A 15,413-nucleotide genomic window follows, 5' to 3' on the forward strand; every position below is an offset into this window, starting at 1 on the left:
CGCAGTTCCTCGCGCAGTGCCCGCAGGGCGCGGAGGGCGTACTCGATGTCCTCCTCATCGTCTCCGGCGCGGTGCCGGTGGGCGACGCGGTCGCCGACCGGGTCCAGGTCGCCGGTGCCCTTCAGGTCGTAGGTGTGCAGCTCCGCCCGCGGGTCCAGAGCGGCGATGAGCAGCAGCAGCCGCAGCAGGAAGGTCTTGCCCATGCGCGGGATGGCGCCGATGACACCGGCGATGTACATCAGGGTGATGTCCACCCACCGGCCGCGCTGGTCGGTGCCGAACGCCACCGGCCGGAACAGGTCCACCGAGCCGGACTTGGCCAGCGGCCAGGCCGGCTGTTTGGCCTTGGACATGTCCTGGTCCCCGACCCACAGCACCAGGCGGCCGGTGTGCTCCTCCGGAACCGCCTCGGGCCACACGCAGCCCAGCGGACGGCGCAGCCCGGACGCGAGCTTGTCCCGCTTGTCGATCACGTCCGTCACCGTCACCCCGTACGGCAGATCGCCCTCGGCCCGCCAGCCGGGCCCGTCCCGGGTGATGGGGGCGGTGAAGGTGAACCCGTCCCGGCCCTTGCCCTGCGCCTGGTTGATCGCCGGAATGCCCAGCGCACCGAGTGCGCGCAGCACGATGTCACTGGTGAGCTTCTGCGCCCTGGGCACCACCACGGCCCGGTTGACGACCGGGTCATCGGCCGGAGCACCGAGCCAGCCCATCGCCAGCGTCACCACCACGGCGGCGAGCACGTTCAGCCAGACCGGCGCCAGCACGTACAGGGCCAGCACCGTGCCCACACCGAGCAGCGAGCCCAGCAGCCCCACGGCGGTGCGCAGCCGCACCCGGCGGTCCCGCTGCCTGGAGAGCTTCAGATACTCCCCGGCGTCCTCCCGGCGCACCGCCGCCAGCCGGACCGGTTCGCCCTCGGCGTCGGCCATCCACCGCAGAGTGCCGCCGACGAACTTCGCGGCACCGGCCGGGGCCCGCACCGCCAGCCGGGCGGCGTAGGCCGGAGTGCGCACCGTGTGGAAGGCGACGGTGTGGCCGATGTGTCCGGCCAGCCACCGCGCGGCGGCGGTGAACTCCTGCGCAGAGCGCGCCCAGCCCGGAACGATCGGCCGCCGCTCGGCCGACCGCACCCGGTCCACCAGCGTCGATCCCGCACCGGACGGATCGGCCGATCGGTCGACCATCACCGGCACGGTCGGGCCACCCGATCCATCCGCCGATCCGTCGGCCGACCCGGTCGGTACGGTGCGGGCCGACCGGACCTTGTCCAGGTCGACCACATCACCGCGCGGATCGGCGGTCATGTCCGCCTCCAGTCGGGCGAACAGTTCGTTCTCGTCCTCGTGATTCACTGAACTTCCTTCCATCCGTGGTGGGAGGTGCGGGGCCCGGTGCATCGCTTTGGTCGGTTGAGGGCCGGGCCCCGTGGCGCTGTTCTTCAGGCGGCGATCAGGGATTCCGCGGCGGCCCGGTGGCCGTCCTGTTCAGTTCGCTCGGCGCGCAGGGTCTCGCGGAGCATCCGGGCGTTGGCCGGGGAGCAGCGGACCGCTTCCCGGATCGCCTCGGCCGTCAGCCGGTCCACCGGCCAATCAGTGGTGGCCTCCCGCGCCTGTGTCAGCAGCTCCTCACGAGTGCGGCGCGGTACCGCCTTGCCGCGGCCCTTGCCCGGCCGCGTGCGCGGGCGACGCTTGGGCGTGCCGGGCTTCGGCTCCTCCGGCAGCGGCACCCCCTCGGGCGTCGGCTCGGACCGCTCCGGCTCGGGCGCCGGCGCCTGGGCACCATCGGGGGCGAGTTCGCCGAGCTTGAGCAGCACCCGGGTCCGGCGCGGCGCGGTCCGCCGCCAGCGGCGGCCGTAGCGCTCGCGCAAGTCGGCGCGAGCCAGCTGCCGTTCGCGCTCCCGCGCCAGAGCATCGCGGTAGCTGGTGGTCTCCCACAGCACCATCCGCCGCCACAGCGCGAAGGTGGAGGGGAAGGCCAGCAGCCAGCGCGAGCGGCGGATGCGCTCCATCCGCTGCCCGGTCGCAGCGCCGATGCGCACCGCGTAGACGTGCGCGACGATCTCCGACAGCACCACCCACAGCAGCGGCATCGTGCCGTGCGCGAGCTTGGCCGACAGCGAGTGCCCGGCCGCGATGTTCAGCCAGCAGGTGACGAACGTCAGCGCCCAGGGCACGAACCGCACCCACGCCAGCGGCATCCCCATCCGGATCAGCAGCAGATTGGCCACCGTGAACGTCGGGATCGCGATGTCGATGCCCACCGGCAGCATCCAGGGCTCGGAGAATCCCCACCGCTCCGCCGCCGCCGACACCGACGCGAACGAGGAAGCCAGACCCAAGCCGCCGACCGTGGCACCGGCCACCGCCGCCGCGCCCAGCAGCGCCTTCTCACCGCCCACCAGCGGCGGCACCGCCGCCCGGGTGTTCTCGGAAGTGGTGGTCACCGCTCGCCCTCCCCGCCGTGGTGGGTGCCGGGGCGGCCGACACGGCGGCCGTTGACCGTGGCGAGCGCGGCCGGGGCCGTCTCGTCGGCCACGCACCAGCCACCGTCAGCGCGCTTGGCCGCGTACATGGCTTCGTCCGCCCGCCGCAGCGCGGACGGCAGGTCGGTACCCGCAGCCACGGGCACCGCACCCAGCGAAACCGAGACCGGCAGGCGGCGACCCTCGTACTCAACCGGCAGTCCCAGCGCCAGCCGCACCGCCGCGACCGCGCTCTCAGCTTCCCGGCGGCAGGGCACCACGGCGGCGAACTCGTCTCCGCCCAGCCGTCCCACCACACCGGTGCCACAGATCCGTCCCAGCCTGCCGCCGATGGCTGCCAGCACGGCGTCTCCGGCCGCATGGCCGTGAGTGTCGTTGACCGCCTTGAAGTCGTTGACGTCTGCCAGCAGCACCAGCGTCTCGCCACACAGCAGCCGACGGGCTCTCACTTCGAACACTTCCCGGGTCCACAACCCGGTCAGCGGGTCCCGATGCGCGGCGGCGAGCTGCCTTCGCATCCACATCAGATGGGCCGACCACCCGGCCGCCAGCGGGGCCGCCGCCAGAGCGGCAGGAAGCAGCGTGCTCATGCCGCCACCTCCGTCCCGGAGTCGCGGCGGGTGCGGGGAGGGCGCCGCAGCGGCACCGCCCGGTGCAAGGCGGCGGCGAAGCGCGCGTCACTTGCGGCGACCTCGTCCCGCTCGCCCTGCTCGCGCAGCTCCGCCAGGACCTCACGGGCCACGTCCAGCCGGGCCGCCCTCTCCTCGCGGCTCTCGCCCGGTACCCCGATGAACAGCTCACGGTCGATGCCCGCAGGCAGCTCATCAAGGCCATACGCCAACTCGACGAACTCTGAGGCGCTGACCGCCTCCTGCCGTCCTACGAACGTTCTCACCTGCACTCCTGTCATGGATCGGGACATGACTGATCGCGTCGGCCGCCGTTCTTTGCCGGGAGACGACCGCACGAACCAGCGTGCACTAGTGTGCACTAGTTAGCAACCCCTGTGGTGGTGCGCGCTAGCACGGACTGGTGACTACCCTCGAAGCATGAGCCTTGCCGAGGACGACCCCAGACCGAAGCCGGTACAGATCGCAGATGAGCTACGCCGCGAGATCGCACGCATGAAGCCGGGCGCGAAACTGCCCACCCGGAAAGAACTCGCGGAGCGCTTCGACGTCGCGGGGCAGACGGTCCAGAACGGTCTGGAGATCCTGCGGGCTGAAGGACTGATCTTCACAGCGGGCAATAAGGGGGTCTTCGTTGCGGACAGCGACCGCCCCACTCGTGACGTACATGAAGAACTCAAGGAAATCCGCTCCCAGATGCAGGCTCTAGCCGACCGGGTCAACGCTCTGGAGGAGCGTTGCGGCCCGAACGGCTTGTGATCTGGGAACCACCATGACCGCTACTCAGTGTGTGATGTAGATGACAGGAGGGGGCTCAAGATCAGACAGGGGGACACATCCCATGTCACCCGCTGTCCTCTTGACTGTCCCCCTTGAGGGCGCAGCAGACTCGGAGTAGGCACCGGGGAGGGCTCATGAGCGACGACAGGCCAGACTGGGCACGGCGCATCGCGGCCGAGCGACAGGCACGCGAGTGGTCACAGCTCCAAGCGGTACGGGCGCTGCGCGCCCATGCTCCGACCGAGCTGCCGAGCGACGAAAGCATGGTCCGCCAGTGGAAGCGGTGGGAGGCCGGCACCATGCCGGGCGAGTTCTACCGCCCGCTCATCGCCGCGACCTTCGGAACCGTCACGCACTCCATCTTCCCCGCTCCCTCGCGACGCGACGCCGATTCCGAGATCGCTCTGGCCAGCGGGATGGAGACACTGGAAATCCTCAACCGCCTCAACAGGTCGGACGTGGACGAGGCGACCCTCGACGCCCTGCGCATCACAACGGACCGGCTCTGCTCCGAGTACCCGTACATGCCGAGCGAGCAGCTGCTCGTAGAGGGGCGGCAGTGGATGCGGCGGGTGGTCGAGCTGACTCGGAAGAACCTCACCCTCGCCCAGCACCGCGAAGTGCTCGCGCTCTCCGGCTGGCTCGCACTGCTGGTGGGCTGCGTTGAGTACGACACGGGCAACCGTCACGGGGCCGAAGCCACGCGCCGGGCCGCGCTGTCCATCGCCACCGAGTCGGACCACGCGGAAGTCGCCGGTTGGGCTCACGAGATGCGCGCCTGGTTCTCCCTCACCACCGGCGACTACCGGGGCGTCATCGCCGCGGCCCAGGCCGGGGCGGAAGTCGCCGGCAACCACAGCGTCGCGGTGCAGCTCGCCGGTCAGGAAGCGAAGGCGTGGGCACGCCTCGGCGACCGGCGGCAGGTCGAGATCGCCCTCGACAAGGGGCGGCGACTCCTCGAAGGGATGCCCTACCCGGAGAACCTGGACAACCACTTCGTGGTGGACCCGGCGAAGTTCGACTTCTACGCCATGGACTGCTACCGCCTTGTGGGCGAGGACCGACTCGCCCGGTCGCTCGCGGAAGAGGTCCTGCGCGTCGGCACGGACTTCGACGGCACCGAGCGCTCCCCCATGCGCAACGCCGAAGCCCGCGTCACGCTGGGCGTGGCAGCAGCCCGTGAGGGCGACCTCGAACAAGCTGTGACCTTCGGCGAACGAGCCCTTCAGGGAGAGCGCCAGTCCGTGCCGTCGCTCATCATGACCAGCCGCGAGCTGGCAGCCGAGATGCGCAAGCGCTACGCCACCGAGTCGACCGCCCAGGACTACCTCGGGCACCTGCGGACTCTTGCCAGCGCTAAGCCAGGATTCCTCCCTTCATAAAGCACGGCCGGACATCTGACCATCCCCGCGGGTGCGGGGAGCACTTGGCCGCCATCCAGCCGGGCAGCTTGAACGGGGGACCATCCCCGCGGGTGCGGGGAGCACTCGGTCACCATCCAGTCCTCTCCCTGGCCGGTGGGACCATCCCCGCGGGTGCGGGGAGCACTCCTGCCGGACCGGCTCACCGGACCACTTGTCGGGACCATCCCCGCGGGTGCGGGGAGCACTCCCACGCCGAGTTCGCGGTGCCCGCCGGCCTGGGACCATCCCCGCGGGTGCGGGGAGCACGGCATCCGCGTGCACGGGGACGGGCTCGGGGTGGGACCATCCCCGCGGGTGCGGGGAGCACGCCTGCTGGACCCCGCTCGCGCGGACGGCCTCGGGACCATCCCCGCGGGTGCGGGGAGCACCGAGGCGGACCTCCCGCCGGCGGACGACGTTCCGGGACCATCCCCGCGGGTGCGGGGAGCACACCGTGGCGGTCTCCTGCTCGCGGATCCCGCCGGGACCATCCCCGCGGGTGCGGGGAGCACTCCGGCGGAATCTTTGTCACCGTCGATGGGGTGGGATCATCCCCGCGGGTGCGGGGAGCACGCCGACAACGGAGCCGGGGGACACAGCGTCACGGGACCATCCCCGCGGGTGCGGGGAGCACTCGCCGGAGATCCGGGCGCGGTTGCGGGTGCTGGGACCATCCCCGCGGGTGCGGGGAGCACGGAGAGTGCGCCTCGCTGGGCGCGGGCGAGTAGGGACCATCCCCGCGGGTGCGGGGAGCACGGCTTCTTGGGGCGCTGGTTGCCCCGATCGGTGGGACCATCCCCGCGGGTGCGGGGAGCACGGTGCGGGTGCCACCCTGCGCCCATGCTGACGGGGACCATCCCCGCGGGTGCGGGGAGCACGCTTCTTGACCTGCGGTTCTATCACGGCCGCATGCGGATTTTACTCACTTCCCAAGACTCGGACCATCCGCCCATACCGCCTCCTCTGGTCGATTTGCGCACCAAGTCAAGCTAGACGACATCAGCACATCGGCTCTGCAATTCGCACAACAGTCCCAGCCTGGAGCTGTACACATCACCGGAGCAGGAGACAGTCACATACCCCTGAAGCTGGCCTGAGCTACTGCTGGCGAAGGATAAGGCTGGAACACGGGGGAGTGTCACACCTGTCACAGTGTCACAGACCGCTGAGGCCCGCTTGAACAGATGCAGATGCGGCAACTGCCACCCCCGCCACCCCCGAGTGTTTCAGCTCTCTACCGGGGCCAGAGGTGGGGGAGCGGGGAAGTCCTGAGCTTTAACGAGACCCGTCTCAGTTCTCGTCTCATTCACTCCTGTTCAGGGGCGTTCAGCGGCGCCCAAGCGGGCCACTTCCACCCAGTTCCGACCACGGGTGAACGCTGACGAACGAAGCGCTGGCTGGTGCGAACAGACCTCGAAAGCGAGTGTGGGGGCAACTCCACCGTGGGTTCAAATCCCACCGCTACCGCGCGGTCGAAGGGCCCCCTCCGAGGGGGCCCTTCGACGTGTTCCGCCCCCACGCCCCCGCCCCCGGCGTACGGCACGGCTCGCGCCGCCCCTGGGAGCGCCGGTCCGCGCCGGTTAGACTCTCGCGACCGCCTGGGCGGTCCTGTGTTCGGGGCACCCGGGGTGCTCGGGGATGTCGGGGGGAGAGGCAAGCGCCGTGGACGTGAAGAAGGTCGTGCTCTACACACTCCTCGTCTTCATCCTGTACTCGATCATCACCTCCCCCGACCGTTCCGCCGAACTCGTCGGCATCGGCTTCGAGGGCATCTCCGGCGCCGCGAAGGGCGTCGGAACCTTCATGACCGAACTGGTGAACTGAACGGGCCCGCCCGTACGAGTCCGCTCCCGCGAACCCCGGTCCGCCGCCCCGGAGGGCACCCCCGGACGGCCGTCCGCCGTGCGCGCACCGCACCAACACGAAGCCGTGCGGTGCTTGCCCACGGCGCATATACCTTGTGATGCTATGACCGCTTTCGCCGGATGAGACAACCGTGAAGGGGTTGGACGAACGGTGGCGGTCACGCAGACCCTTCCCCGGACCCCGACGGGGGCAGCCCCCAGCCGTCGGAGCGCGGAGACCCGCGCCCTGACCCAGGTGCTCTTCGAGCGGCTCTCCGGACTGGAACCCGGCTCCTCCGAGCACGAACGGGTGCGCGGGGCCCTCATCGAGGCCAACCTGCCCCTCGTCCGCTACGTCGCCGCCCGCTTCCGCAGCCGCAACGAGCCGATGGAGGACGTCGTCCAGGTCGGCACCATCGGCCTGATCAACGCCATCGACCGTTTCGACCCCGGACGCGGGGTGCAGTTCCCCACCTTCGCGATGCCGACGATCGTCGGCGAGATCCGGCGCTACTTCCGCGACAACGTCCGCACCGTGCACGTACCGCGCCGGCTGCACGAGATGTGGGTGCAGGTCAGCGGCGCGACGGAGGACCTGACCGTGCTGCACGGCCGCTCGCCGACCACCGCCGAGATCGCCGAGCGGCTGCGGATCGCCGAGGAGGACGTCCTGGCCTGTCTGGAGGCCGGGCGCGCCTACCGCGCCACGTCCCTGGAGGCCGCCCAGGAGCGCGAGGACGGCATGCCCGGGCTGATCGACCGGCTCGGCTACGAGGATCCGGCCCTGGACGGCGTGGAACACCGCGACCTGGTGCGGCACCTGCTCGTCCAGCTCCCCGAACGGGAGCAGCGGATCCTGCTGCTGCGGTACTACCGGAACCTGACGCAGTCGCAGATCAGCGCGGAGCTGGGTGTGTCCCAGATGCACGTGTCCCGGCTGCTGTCGCGGAGCTTCGCCCGGCTCCGGGCCGCAAACTCCATCGACGCGTAACTCCGGCGAAGGACACTCGTCCGGGCGTACCCCGTCCCGGGCTGTGCAGTTTTATCGATAAGGGGCTACATCGTGTTGCTGACTTGTGACATTCTGCGAGAAGTGCGTTTGCCGCGACGGCGCCGCCGGTATTGACCGGGAGGTGCCTCCCTCACACCCGAGGGCGCCGCCGCGATCCGTCCGCGACCTCAAGGGGGTGGCATGTCCGTAGAACTGGGCAGCTCGAAGGTGCTCGCCGAGCCCGACACCAAGGCCGACGACGCACCGTACGTTCCCTCAGACTGCGACGCCATCGACACCCGGACCCTCTCCCGCTCCCTGTTCCAGCGGCTCGCCGCACTCGACGCCGACAGTCCGGAACGCGTCTACGTCCGAGATACCCTCATCGAGCTGAACCTCCCGCTCGTGCGGTACGCGGCGGCCCGCTTCCGCAGCCGCAACGAGCCGATGGAGGACATCGTCCAGGTCGGCACCATCGGTCTGATCAAGGCCATCGACCGCTTCGACTGCGAACGGGGCGTGGAGTTCCCCACGTTCGCGATGCCGACGGTCGTCGGCGAGATCAAGCGCTTCTTCCGTGACACCTCCTGGTCGGTGCGCGTCCCCCGGCGCCTGCAGGAGCTGCGCCTGGCGCTCACCAAGACCGGCGACGAACTGTCGCAGAAGCTCGACCGCTCCCCGACAGTGACCGAACTGGCCGCCGCCCTCGGGGTGTCCGAGGAGGACGTGGTGGACGGGCTGGCCGTGGGCAACGCCTACACGGCCAGTTCCCTGGACTCCCCCGCTCCGGAGGAGGAGGGCGGCGAGGGCTCCCTCGCCGACCGGCTGGGGTACGAGGACAGCGCGCTGGAGGGCGTCGAGTACCGCGAGTCACTCAAGCCGCTGCTCGCCAAGCTCCCGCCGCGTGAGCGGCAGATCATCATGCTGCGTTTCTTCGGAAACATGACGCAGTCGCAGATCGGCGAGCGGGTCGGCATCTCCCAGATGCACGTCTCGCGGCTGCTGACCCGTACGCTCGCGCAGCTCAGAGAGGGCCTGACCTCGGAGGAGTGACGGCCCGCCCCCGCACGGGGCGACCGGCGCGGAGGCTCGGCACGGGGAAGCGGCACGGGGAACGGCACGAAGACGCGGACGGCCGCCGGACGGTACGACACCGTCCCGGTGGCCGTCCGCGTTCGCCTCCGTCCCGGTGATCCCCCGCCTCTCCTCACGGAGCGGGACAGGGCCGGGCGGAGCGGCACGAGGCCGCCCCACCCGGAAGCCCTCAGGAGAGGGCGAACCAGACGACCGCCGCGATGACCACGAGGACCGCGGCGATCCCCACGATCAGACCGACCCTGGGGCCGGAGGACCGGGTCGCGGCGGGCGGACGCGGTCCGTCCTCGTCGACGAAGGCGCGGAACATCTGGGTGCTGCCGGCCGGGTCCTGGCCGCCTGCCGGACCCTGGGGTGCATGAGGGTTGTGAGCCATGCCTCCGGACCCTAGCGAACGAGCCGGTCGCCGGTCACCCCCGGTCACATACCTGCCCCGCCGTACAACAGCGCCGTGGACCCGACACGGGGGCTCGGCGCGGAGCTTGGCACGGGGCACACCTTTCCTTGGGCAAGTGTTTGCCCCCTCACGCCCGAATTCGTTTGCTTGCCGCAACCAACGAACATATGTTTGTAGCAAGCAACGATCTCTGCGGCCGTGAGGAGGACCCGGTGACAGCACACACTCCCTACGAGGACCTGGCCCGGGAACTCGGCTCCGTCGGCGCCGTCCGGCGCGAACTGGCCCGTAACCTTCCGCACGACTGCCCGCCCGCGCCGGCGGTCGTGCTGACGCTGCTGGGGCGGCACGGTGAGATGCGGATGACGCGGCTCGCCGATCTGCTGGGCATCGACATGTCCGTCACCAGCCGCCACGTCACGTACGCCGTCGAGCGCGGCTGGGTCGACCGCCGGCCCGACCCCCTCGACGGCCGGGTCCGGCTGCTGCGGTTGACCGGGAGCGGCGAGCAGATGCTGGCCGACATGCACCACCGCACCAGCGAGACGCTCGCGCACCTCCTCGGCGACTGGCCGGAGGAGGACGTGACCCGTCTCACCGAGCTGCTGGCGAGGCTGCGCGCGAGCTTCGGCGACTGCGGCTGCCGCACCGCCTCCCGGAGCGCCCGCCCCCTCCCACCGCACCCCGCGGCCGCCGCGCACATCTGATCACCGCACACCCCGCACCACCGTGCCCGGGCGCACAGCCGTCCGGGCCGCCCGGACCGCGGCCCCACAGCGTGCCGCGGCACGCCACCCGCCGCCGGAAGAGACACGGAAAGCAAGGAGCGCATGGCAACGTCCACACCTTCGGAGACACTGAAGGACGGCACCGCCCGCACCGCCCCGGGCGCCGAACAGGTGCCCATGACGCACCGCCAGATCCTGGAGGCGCTGTCCGGGCTGCTGCTCGGCATGTTCGTCTCCGTCCTGTCCTCGACGGTCGTCTCCAACGCCCTCCCCCGGATCATCTCGGACCTGGGCGGCAGCCAGAGCGCGTACACCTGGGTGGTCACGGCGGCGCTGCTGACCATGACCGCCTCCACTCCGCTGTGGGGCAAGCTCGCCGACCTCTACAGCAAGAAGCTGCTGGTGCAGTCGGCGCTGGTGCTCTTCGTACTGGCCTCCGCCGGAGCCGGCCTGGCACAGGACACCGGCACCCTGATCGCCTTCCGTGCGGTGCAGGGCCTGGGGGCGGGCGGTCTGGCAGCGCTCTCCCAGATCATCATCGCCGCGATGATCCCCCCACGTGAGCGCGGCCGCTACAGCGGCTACCTGGGCGCCACCTTCGCCGTCGCCACCGTCGGCGGACCGCTGCTCGGCGGCGTGATCACCGACACCCCCTGGCTCGGCTGGCGCTGGTGCTTCTACGTCGGCGTACCCTTCGCCGTCCTCGCCCTGATCGTCCTCCGGAAGACGCTGCACCTGCCCGTGGTGAAGCGGGAGAATGTGAAGGTGGACTGGCTGGGCGCCTCCCTCGTCACCGCCGCCGTCTCCCTGCTGCTGATATGGGTGACACTGGCCGGAAACAGCTACGACTGGCTGTCCTGGCAGACGTACACGATGGTCGGAGCCGCGCTTCTGCTGACCCTGGCCTTCGTCGTCACCGAATCGCGCGCCGCCGAACCGATCATCCCGCTGGGCCTGTTCCGTAACCGCACGATCACGCTCACCTCGCTGGCCTCACTCTTCGTCGGCACCGCGATGTTCGGCGCGACCGTCTTCCTCAGTCAGTACTTCCAGCTCGCCCGCGGCGAGTCGCCCACGATGTCCGGTGTGCTGACGATCCCGATGATCGGCGGGCTGTTCGTCCTCTCCACCCTCTCCGGCCTGGTCATCACCCGCACCGGCCGCTGGAAGATATGGCTGGTGTCCGGCGGCGTCCTGCTGACGGCCGGACTCGGCCTGCTGGGCACGATGCGGTACGACACCCCGTACTGGCAGATCGCCGTCTCCATGGCGCTGCTGGGCGCCGGCGTCGGCATGATGATGCAGAACCTCGTCCTGGCCACCCAGAACCAGGTCGCCCTCTCCGAACTGGGCGCGGCCAGCTCCGTACTCGCCTTCTTCCGCTCCCTCGGCGGCGCGGTGGGTGTCTCGGTGCTCGGTGCGGTGCTCGCCCACCGCATCACCGCCTACGTCACCGACGGCATGACGAAACTGGGCGTCAGGCCCGAGGGGGCGACCGGCGGCGACGGCAGCGCCATCCCGGACCTGGACGCCCTCCCCGGCCCGGTCCGCACGGTCGTCGAGAGCGCGTACGGTCACGGTGTGGCCGACATCTACCTCTACGCCGCCCCGATGGGGGTGATCGCGCTGCTGCTGGTCCTGTTCGTCAGGGAAGTGCCGCTGCGCACCCGGCTCGACGAGCAGATCGAGATCGAGAAGGTCGAAGCCGAACAGGCCGGGGACAGGGAGCGGCGGTCCGAAGGAGCCACCGCCGGCCGGTCCGTCTGACCCCTGCCGCCCCGCGACCCCACAGGACCGGAAGCGCACCCGCGGTCCGGCCCTGTTCGGTGTGGTCACCCCGCGGGCCACCCGGACGGGGCCCGATGTTTCCCGTGAAACATCGCAGTAGGACAAATCCCCGCCCCGTGCGAACGACTGCCTCCCGGTGGGCTACACGGACCCCGCACCTCCGGCACACAGATGAGGGGCCCCGCCGGATCCGGCGGGGCCCCTCATCTGCTGCGCGCTCGGCAGGATTCGAACCTGCAACCTTCTGATCCGTAGTCAGATGCTCTATCCGTTAAGCTACGAGCGCTTGGCTTCCCGGCTCTTTCCTTGCCGGTCGGCGTTGCGGGAACAACATTACATGACCTCCGCCCAGAGGTGAAATCCATTCGACCCACCCGGCCCGACCTGCGGTGATGCCCGGCGGAAGGCGTTCACGGCCTCCGCCGCCTACCCTCGGAACGGAAACGGAAGAAGCCCCGGCCATACGGGCCGGGGCTTCGGTGATCATGACGATCAGAGCGGAGGCTGAGGGATTTGAACCCTCGATGGGCTTTAAGGCCCAAACCGCATTAGCAGTGCGGCGCCATAGACCAGACTAGGCGAAGCCTCCCCACGCGCCGCGTCACCGCGACGTGTGTGCTGATGATGGCACAGCCCGGGGGCTGTCTCCAATCGGACCCCACGGTACCCGGCCGGCGGGTTCCCCGGCAAAGGGCTTTGCCCCTGGTGGCGGCACCGGCGGTGCGGCGGGCGGGTGGAGGTGCGCAACGGCGTGCGCGGTAGCGCGTTGAACGGGGCAGGGAAGAACCTCAGTCGCGCGGGTCCGCCCGCACCACACCTCCGCAGGAGCCGCCATGCCGCACCGCCGTACCGCCGCGGTCATCACCGGGGCCACCGTGCTCGCCGCCGTACTCACCCCCGTCTCCGCCGCGTCCTTCGCCGTACCGGCCTCTGCCCGGCCCTGGCCCGTGCCCGAACCCGGGCCCACGCCGGTGCCCGCACCCGACCCCGTGATGCCGGCCGCCCGGGAGGACCGGCTCACCATCACCGTCTCCGTCTCCCCGGACGGCGTCATGGCACCGCACACCGCGCCGCGCGGAGTACGCGGGGGCGGGGCCCCGTCCCGGCGGGCGCACACCCTCGACTGCCACCCCGCCGGCGGCAGCCACCCCGACGCCCTCGCCGCCTGCGAGGCCGTCGACCGGGCCGCCCGGGGGCCTCGCGACCCCTGGCGGCCCGTCCCCGCGGACGCGATGTGCGCCCAGATCCACGGCGGCCCGGCCACCGCCCGCATCACCGGGGTCTGGCACGGGCAGCGGGTGGACGCCTCGTTCCGGCGTACGGACGGCTGCGAGATCGCCCGCTGGGACGCCCTCGTGCCCGCTCTCCCCGGCTCGGAGGAGCTCGCGGAGGAAGCGGGGGAGTGACGGACCTCATACGCCGACCCGGCCCCGGGCCCGCGTTCTCCCCACCCTCCCCACGCATCCGCCGTCGCTTCCGCCACCGCTGGCCGTAGACTTCCCCTCAAGTGGCACGCGCGGGAGACACGGCGCACCGGTCCGGCTCTGGTCCCAGTCCGGATTTCGGTCCCGGCCCCGTTCCCGGCGCTGCCACGGTGCACCAGCTGGTCAGCAGGGAGGATGCGTCGTCGTGAGCAGCAGGCCGTCCCGAGGCGCTGCTCGCCTCGCAGCCATACTCGACGCACTGCCGGACGCGTTGCTCCTGGTGAACTGCAACGGCACGGTCGTCAACGCCAACAGCATCGCCCTGGAGGTCTTCGAGTCGCCGGGCACCGCCCTGGTCGGGCGCGGACTGCTCGACCTGCTCCCGGAGTTCGACTCCAAGCTCATCCCCGGCTCGATGCGCCGCCCCGACGACGCCCCCCAGCCCCGCACCAAACCGACGCGGATGGTGGCCCGGCGCACCGACGGCGCGCAGTTCATGGTCGAGGTGACCAGTGCCAACCTGGAGGACGGGCGTACCCCCTACGAGTCGTCCTTCGAGGCGGCCTTCGCCGACCACGGCAACAGCTACACCGGGGACGAGCTGCTCATGCTCGTCGTCCGCGACCTCACCGGCACCGTCGACACCGAGGCCGAGCTGGCCCGGCAGCAGCGCCAGACCGAGATGATCCTGCGCGCCGCCGCCGAGGGCGTGGTGGGCGTGGACACCGAGGGCAGGGTCGTCCTGGTCAACCCGGCCGCCGCGCAGATCCTCGGCCACCGGGCCGGCGAGCTGGGCGGGCAGAGGCTCCACCCGCTCGTCCACCACTCGCGCCCCGACGGCAGCCGGCTGCCGTGGGAGGAGACGCCGCTCGCCGACAGCCTGCGCTCCGGACGCAAGCACCGGGTGCGCGGACAGGTGCTGTGGACCAAGGACGGCCGCGCGGTACCGGTCGACATGACGACCGCGCCGGTGCGCGACGGCGACCAGCTCGTCGGCGCGGTGCTCGCCTTCACCGACCGCACCTCCTACGACGCCCTCGTCGCACGCCACGAGCAGCTGCTGGCCGTACTGGAGAGCGGACTGCGCGGGCCGCTGGAGCAGCTCCGCGGCGAGCTGGGCGGGCTGGCGGCCGATCCGGCCGGGCAGTTGTGGCCGGAGGCGAACCAGACGCTGCACTATCTGGCCGCCGGCTACGCGCGCATGACCACGCTCGTGGACAACGTGCTGGGCTACCAGCGGCTGGACACGGGCGCCGAGCGGCTCGCGCGCGAGACGGTATCGCTGGACGAGGTGGTCTCGGCCGGTGTCGAGGGCGCCATCGAGCTGATCGGCCCCGGACGCGCGCAGTTCGCGGTGCACGCCCCGCCCGTCGAGGTGGAGGTGGACCCGGCGCGGCTGGCGCAGGCGCTGGCCCATCTGGTCGCGGACGTGGCCGGCGTGGACGCGACCGGCAACGCGCAGGGCCCCGCCTCCGGCGACTCGACGATCGTAGTCGCGGCGGCGCAGCGCGGGGATGTGGTGCGTATCGAGGTGCGCGGCCCGTACGGCGGCGGCAGCCCGGTGCACGAGCCGCTGGTGCGCGGGATCGTGCGGCGGCACGGCGGTGTGCTCCAGACCCACCGGGTGCCCGGGGCGGGGGACGGCAGCGCCTACGTCCTGGAGGTGCCGGTCGGCTCCCCCGACCCGGCGAAGGCGGCGGCCCGGCGGAAGCGGAGCGACCGGGAACAGGGCGCCCGGGAGGTGCGTGATTCCCAGGACACCCGGGGCGGCGCGCGGGACGCGCAGGGCGACGGCGAGACGACGGTGATGCCCGTGCCGTCGCAGCCGGTGCGCGGCACACCCGCCGCG

General features: G+C 71.2%; 13 protein-coding genes, 2 tRNA genes, 1 pseudogene and 1 CRISPR repeat array. Of the genes and pseudogenes, 9 read left to right on the top strand and 7 right to left on the bottom strand.

What is annotated here, in order from left to right; translation table 11 throughout:
- From LJ221_RS18405 to LJ221_RS18420, 4 genes and pseudogenes are all read right to left on the bottom strand, one after another.
- Nucleotides 1–1,355, bottom strand: a pseudogene (locus tag LJ221_RS18405) (cell division protein FtsK); the annotation flags it as partial.
- An 86-nt stretch (nt 1,356–1,441) separates the two neighbouring features.
- On the bottom strand, nt 1,442–2,446 hold the full coding sequence (locus LJ221_RS18410; protein WP_241717834.1) for a DUF2637 domain-containing protein: 1,005 nt from the start codon (nt 2,444–2,446) through the stop codon (nt 1,442–1,444).
- A complete protein-coding gene (locus LJ221_RS18415; RefSeq protein WP_241717835.1) occupies nt 2,443–3,075 on the bottom strand; it encodes a GGDEF domain-containing protein in 633 nt (210 codons plus the stop codon). The genes LJ221_RS18410 and LJ221_RS18415 overlap by 4 nt, the downstream gene beginning before the upstream one ends.
- The gene (locus LJ221_RS18420) at nt 3,072–3,380 is read right to left on the bottom strand and encodes a hypothetical protein (protein ID WP_241717836.1); all 309 of its coding nucleotides are present in this window, start codon (nt 3,378–3,380) and stop codon (nt 3,072–3,074) included. Before LJ221_RS18420 ends, LJ221_RS18415 begins: the two co-directional genes overlap by 4 nt.
- Before the next feature lie 154 nt (nt 3,381–3,534).
- On the opposite strand from LJ221_RS18420, the gene LJ221_RS18425 reads away from it, so the two are divergent.
- The 5 genes from LJ221_RS18425 (at nt 3,535) to LJ221_RS18445 (ending at nt 9,185) form a co-directional block, all read left to right on the top strand.
- Nucleotides 3,535–3,873 carry a GntR family transcriptional regulator gene (locus LJ221_RS18425; protein ID WP_241717837.1) on the top strand — a complete coding sequence of 113 codons (339 nt, stop codon included), beginning with the start codon at nt 3,535–3,537 and terminating at the stop codon, nt 3,871–3,873.
- Nucleotides 3,874–4,028: 155 nt separating this feature from the next.
- On the top strand, nt 4,029–5,276 hold the full coding sequence (locus LJ221_RS18430; protein WP_241717838.1) for an XRE family transcriptional regulator: 1,248 nt from the start codon (nt 4,029–4,031) through the stop codon (nt 5,274–5,276).
- Nucleotides 5,277–5,291: 15 nt separating this feature from the next.
- Nucleotides 5,292–6,175: a CRISPR direct-repeat array (repeat unit 29 nt; unit sequence GGGACCATCCCCGCGGGTGCGGGGAGCAC).
- Between the two features lie 760 nt (nt 6,176–6,935).
- Nucleotides 6,936–7,121 carry a hypothetical protein gene (locus tag LJ221_RS18435; protein WP_374228496.1) on the top strand — a complete coding sequence of 62 codons (186 nt, stop codon included), beginning with the start codon at nt 6,936–6,938 and terminating at the stop codon, nt 7,119–7,121.
- Nucleotides 7,122–7,313: 192 nt separating this feature from the next.
- The gene (locus tag LJ221_RS18440) at nt 7,314–8,132 is read left to right on the top strand and encodes an RNA polymerase sigma factor SigF (RefSeq protein WP_241717840.1); all 819 of its coding nucleotides are present in this window, start codon (nt 7,314–7,316) and stop codon (nt 8,130–8,132) included.
- A 201-nt stretch (nt 8,133–8,333) separates the two neighbouring features.
- Nucleotides 8,334–9,185: an RNA polymerase sigma factor SigF gene (locus LJ221_RS18445; protein ID WP_241717841.1), complete on the top strand. Its 852-nt coding sequence runs from the start codon at nt 8,334–8,336 to the stop codon at nt 9,183–9,185.
- 211 nt (nt 9,186–9,396) lie between these two features.
- Here the strand turns inward: LJ221_RS18445 and LJ221_RS18450 are convergent, their stop codons facing one another.
- Complete coding sequence (locus LJ221_RS18450) at nt 9,397–9,603, bottom strand: hypothetical protein (protein ID WP_241717842.1); 207 nt, start codon at nt 9,601–9,603, stop codon at nt 9,397–9,399.
- A gap of 233 nt (nt 9,604–9,836) precedes the next feature.
- On the opposite strand from LJ221_RS18450, the gene LJ221_RS18455 reads away from it, so the two are divergent.
- Together LJ221_RS18455 and LJ221_RS18460 are read left to right on the top strand one after the other, a co-directional pair.
- The gene (locus LJ221_RS18455; RefSeq protein WP_241717843.1) at nt 9,837–10,331 is read left to right on the top strand and encodes a MarR family winged helix-turn-helix transcriptional regulator; all 495 of its coding nucleotides are present in this window, start codon (nt 9,837–9,839) and stop codon (nt 10,329–10,331) included.
- A gap of 123 nt (nt 10,332–10,454) precedes the next feature.
- On the top strand, nt 10,455–12,119 hold the full coding sequence (locus LJ221_RS18460; RefSeq protein WP_374228497.1) for an MDR family MFS transporter: 1,665 nt from the start codon (nt 10,455–10,457) through the stop codon (nt 12,117–12,119).
- Nucleotides 12,120–12,353: 234 nt separating this feature from the next.
- On the opposite strand, the gene LJ221_RS18465 is transcribed toward LJ221_RS18460, so the two are convergent.
- Both LJ221_RS18465 and LJ221_RS18470 read right to left on the bottom strand, forming a co-directional pair.
- Nucleotides 12,354–12,426: transfer RNA gene (locus LJ221_RS18465), tRNA-Arg, on the bottom strand.
- A gap of 212 nt (nt 12,427–12,638) precedes the next feature.
- Nucleotides 12,639–12,729 (bottom strand) — tRNA-Ser (locus tag LJ221_RS18470).
- 244 nt (nt 12,730–12,973) lie between these two features.
- On the opposite strand from LJ221_RS18470, the gene LJ221_RS18475 reads away from it, so the two are divergent.
- A complete protein-coding gene (locus LJ221_RS18475) occupies nt 12,974–13,546 on the top strand; it encodes an SSI family serine proteinase inhibitor (protein ID WP_241717844.1) in 573 nt (190 codons plus the stop codon).
- Nucleotides 13,547–13,769: 223 nt separating this feature from the next.
- Nucleotides 13,770–15,413, top strand: a 1,644-nt coding sequence (locus LJ221_RS18480; protein ID WP_241717845.1) for a PAS domain-containing protein, incomplete at its 3' end; no start/stop codon positions are given.

Source organism: Streptomyces sp. CNQ085, assembly GCF_022614595.1.
Classification (GTDB): domain Bacteria; phylum Actinomycetota; class Actinomycetes; order Streptomycetales; family Streptomycetaceae; genus Streptomyces.

What these genes read in the sequence shown, in the direction of transcription:
- LJ221_RS18415 (WP_241717835.1), bottom strand. Translation starts at nt 3,075, where the DNA reads ATGAGCACGCTGCTTCCTGCCGCTCTGGCGGCGGCCCCGCTGGCGGCC.
- LJ221_RS18425 (WP_241717837.1), top strand. Translation starts at nt 3,535, where the DNA reads ATGAGCCTTGCCGAGGACGACCCCAGACCGAAGCCGGTACAGATCGCA.
- LJ221_RS18430 (WP_241717838.1), top strand. Translation starts at nt 4,029, where the DNA reads ATGAGCGACGACAGGCCAGACTGGGCACGGCGCATCGCGGCCGAGCGA.
- LJ221_RS18435 (WP_374228496.1), top strand. Translation starts at nt 6,936, where the DNA reads ATGTCGGGGGGAGAGGCAAGCGCCGTGGACGTGAAGAAGGTCGTGCTC.
- LJ221_RS18445 (WP_241717841.1), top strand. Translation starts at nt 8,334, where the DNA reads ATGTCCGTAGAACTGGGCAGCTCGAAGGTGCTCGCCGAGCCCGACACC.
- LJ221_RS18450 (WP_241717842.1), bottom strand. Translation starts at nt 9,603, where the DNA reads ATGGCTCACAACCCTCATGCACCCCAGGGTCCGGCAGGCGGCCAGGAC.
- LJ221_RS18460 (WP_374228497.1), top strand. Translation starts at nt 10,455, where the DNA reads ATGGCAACGTCCACACCTTCGGAGACACTGAAGGACGGCACCGCCCGC.
- LJ221_RS18475 (WP_241717844.1), top strand. Translation starts at nt 12,974, where the DNA reads ATGCCGCACCGCCGTACCGCCGCGGTCATCACCGGGGCCACCGTGCTC.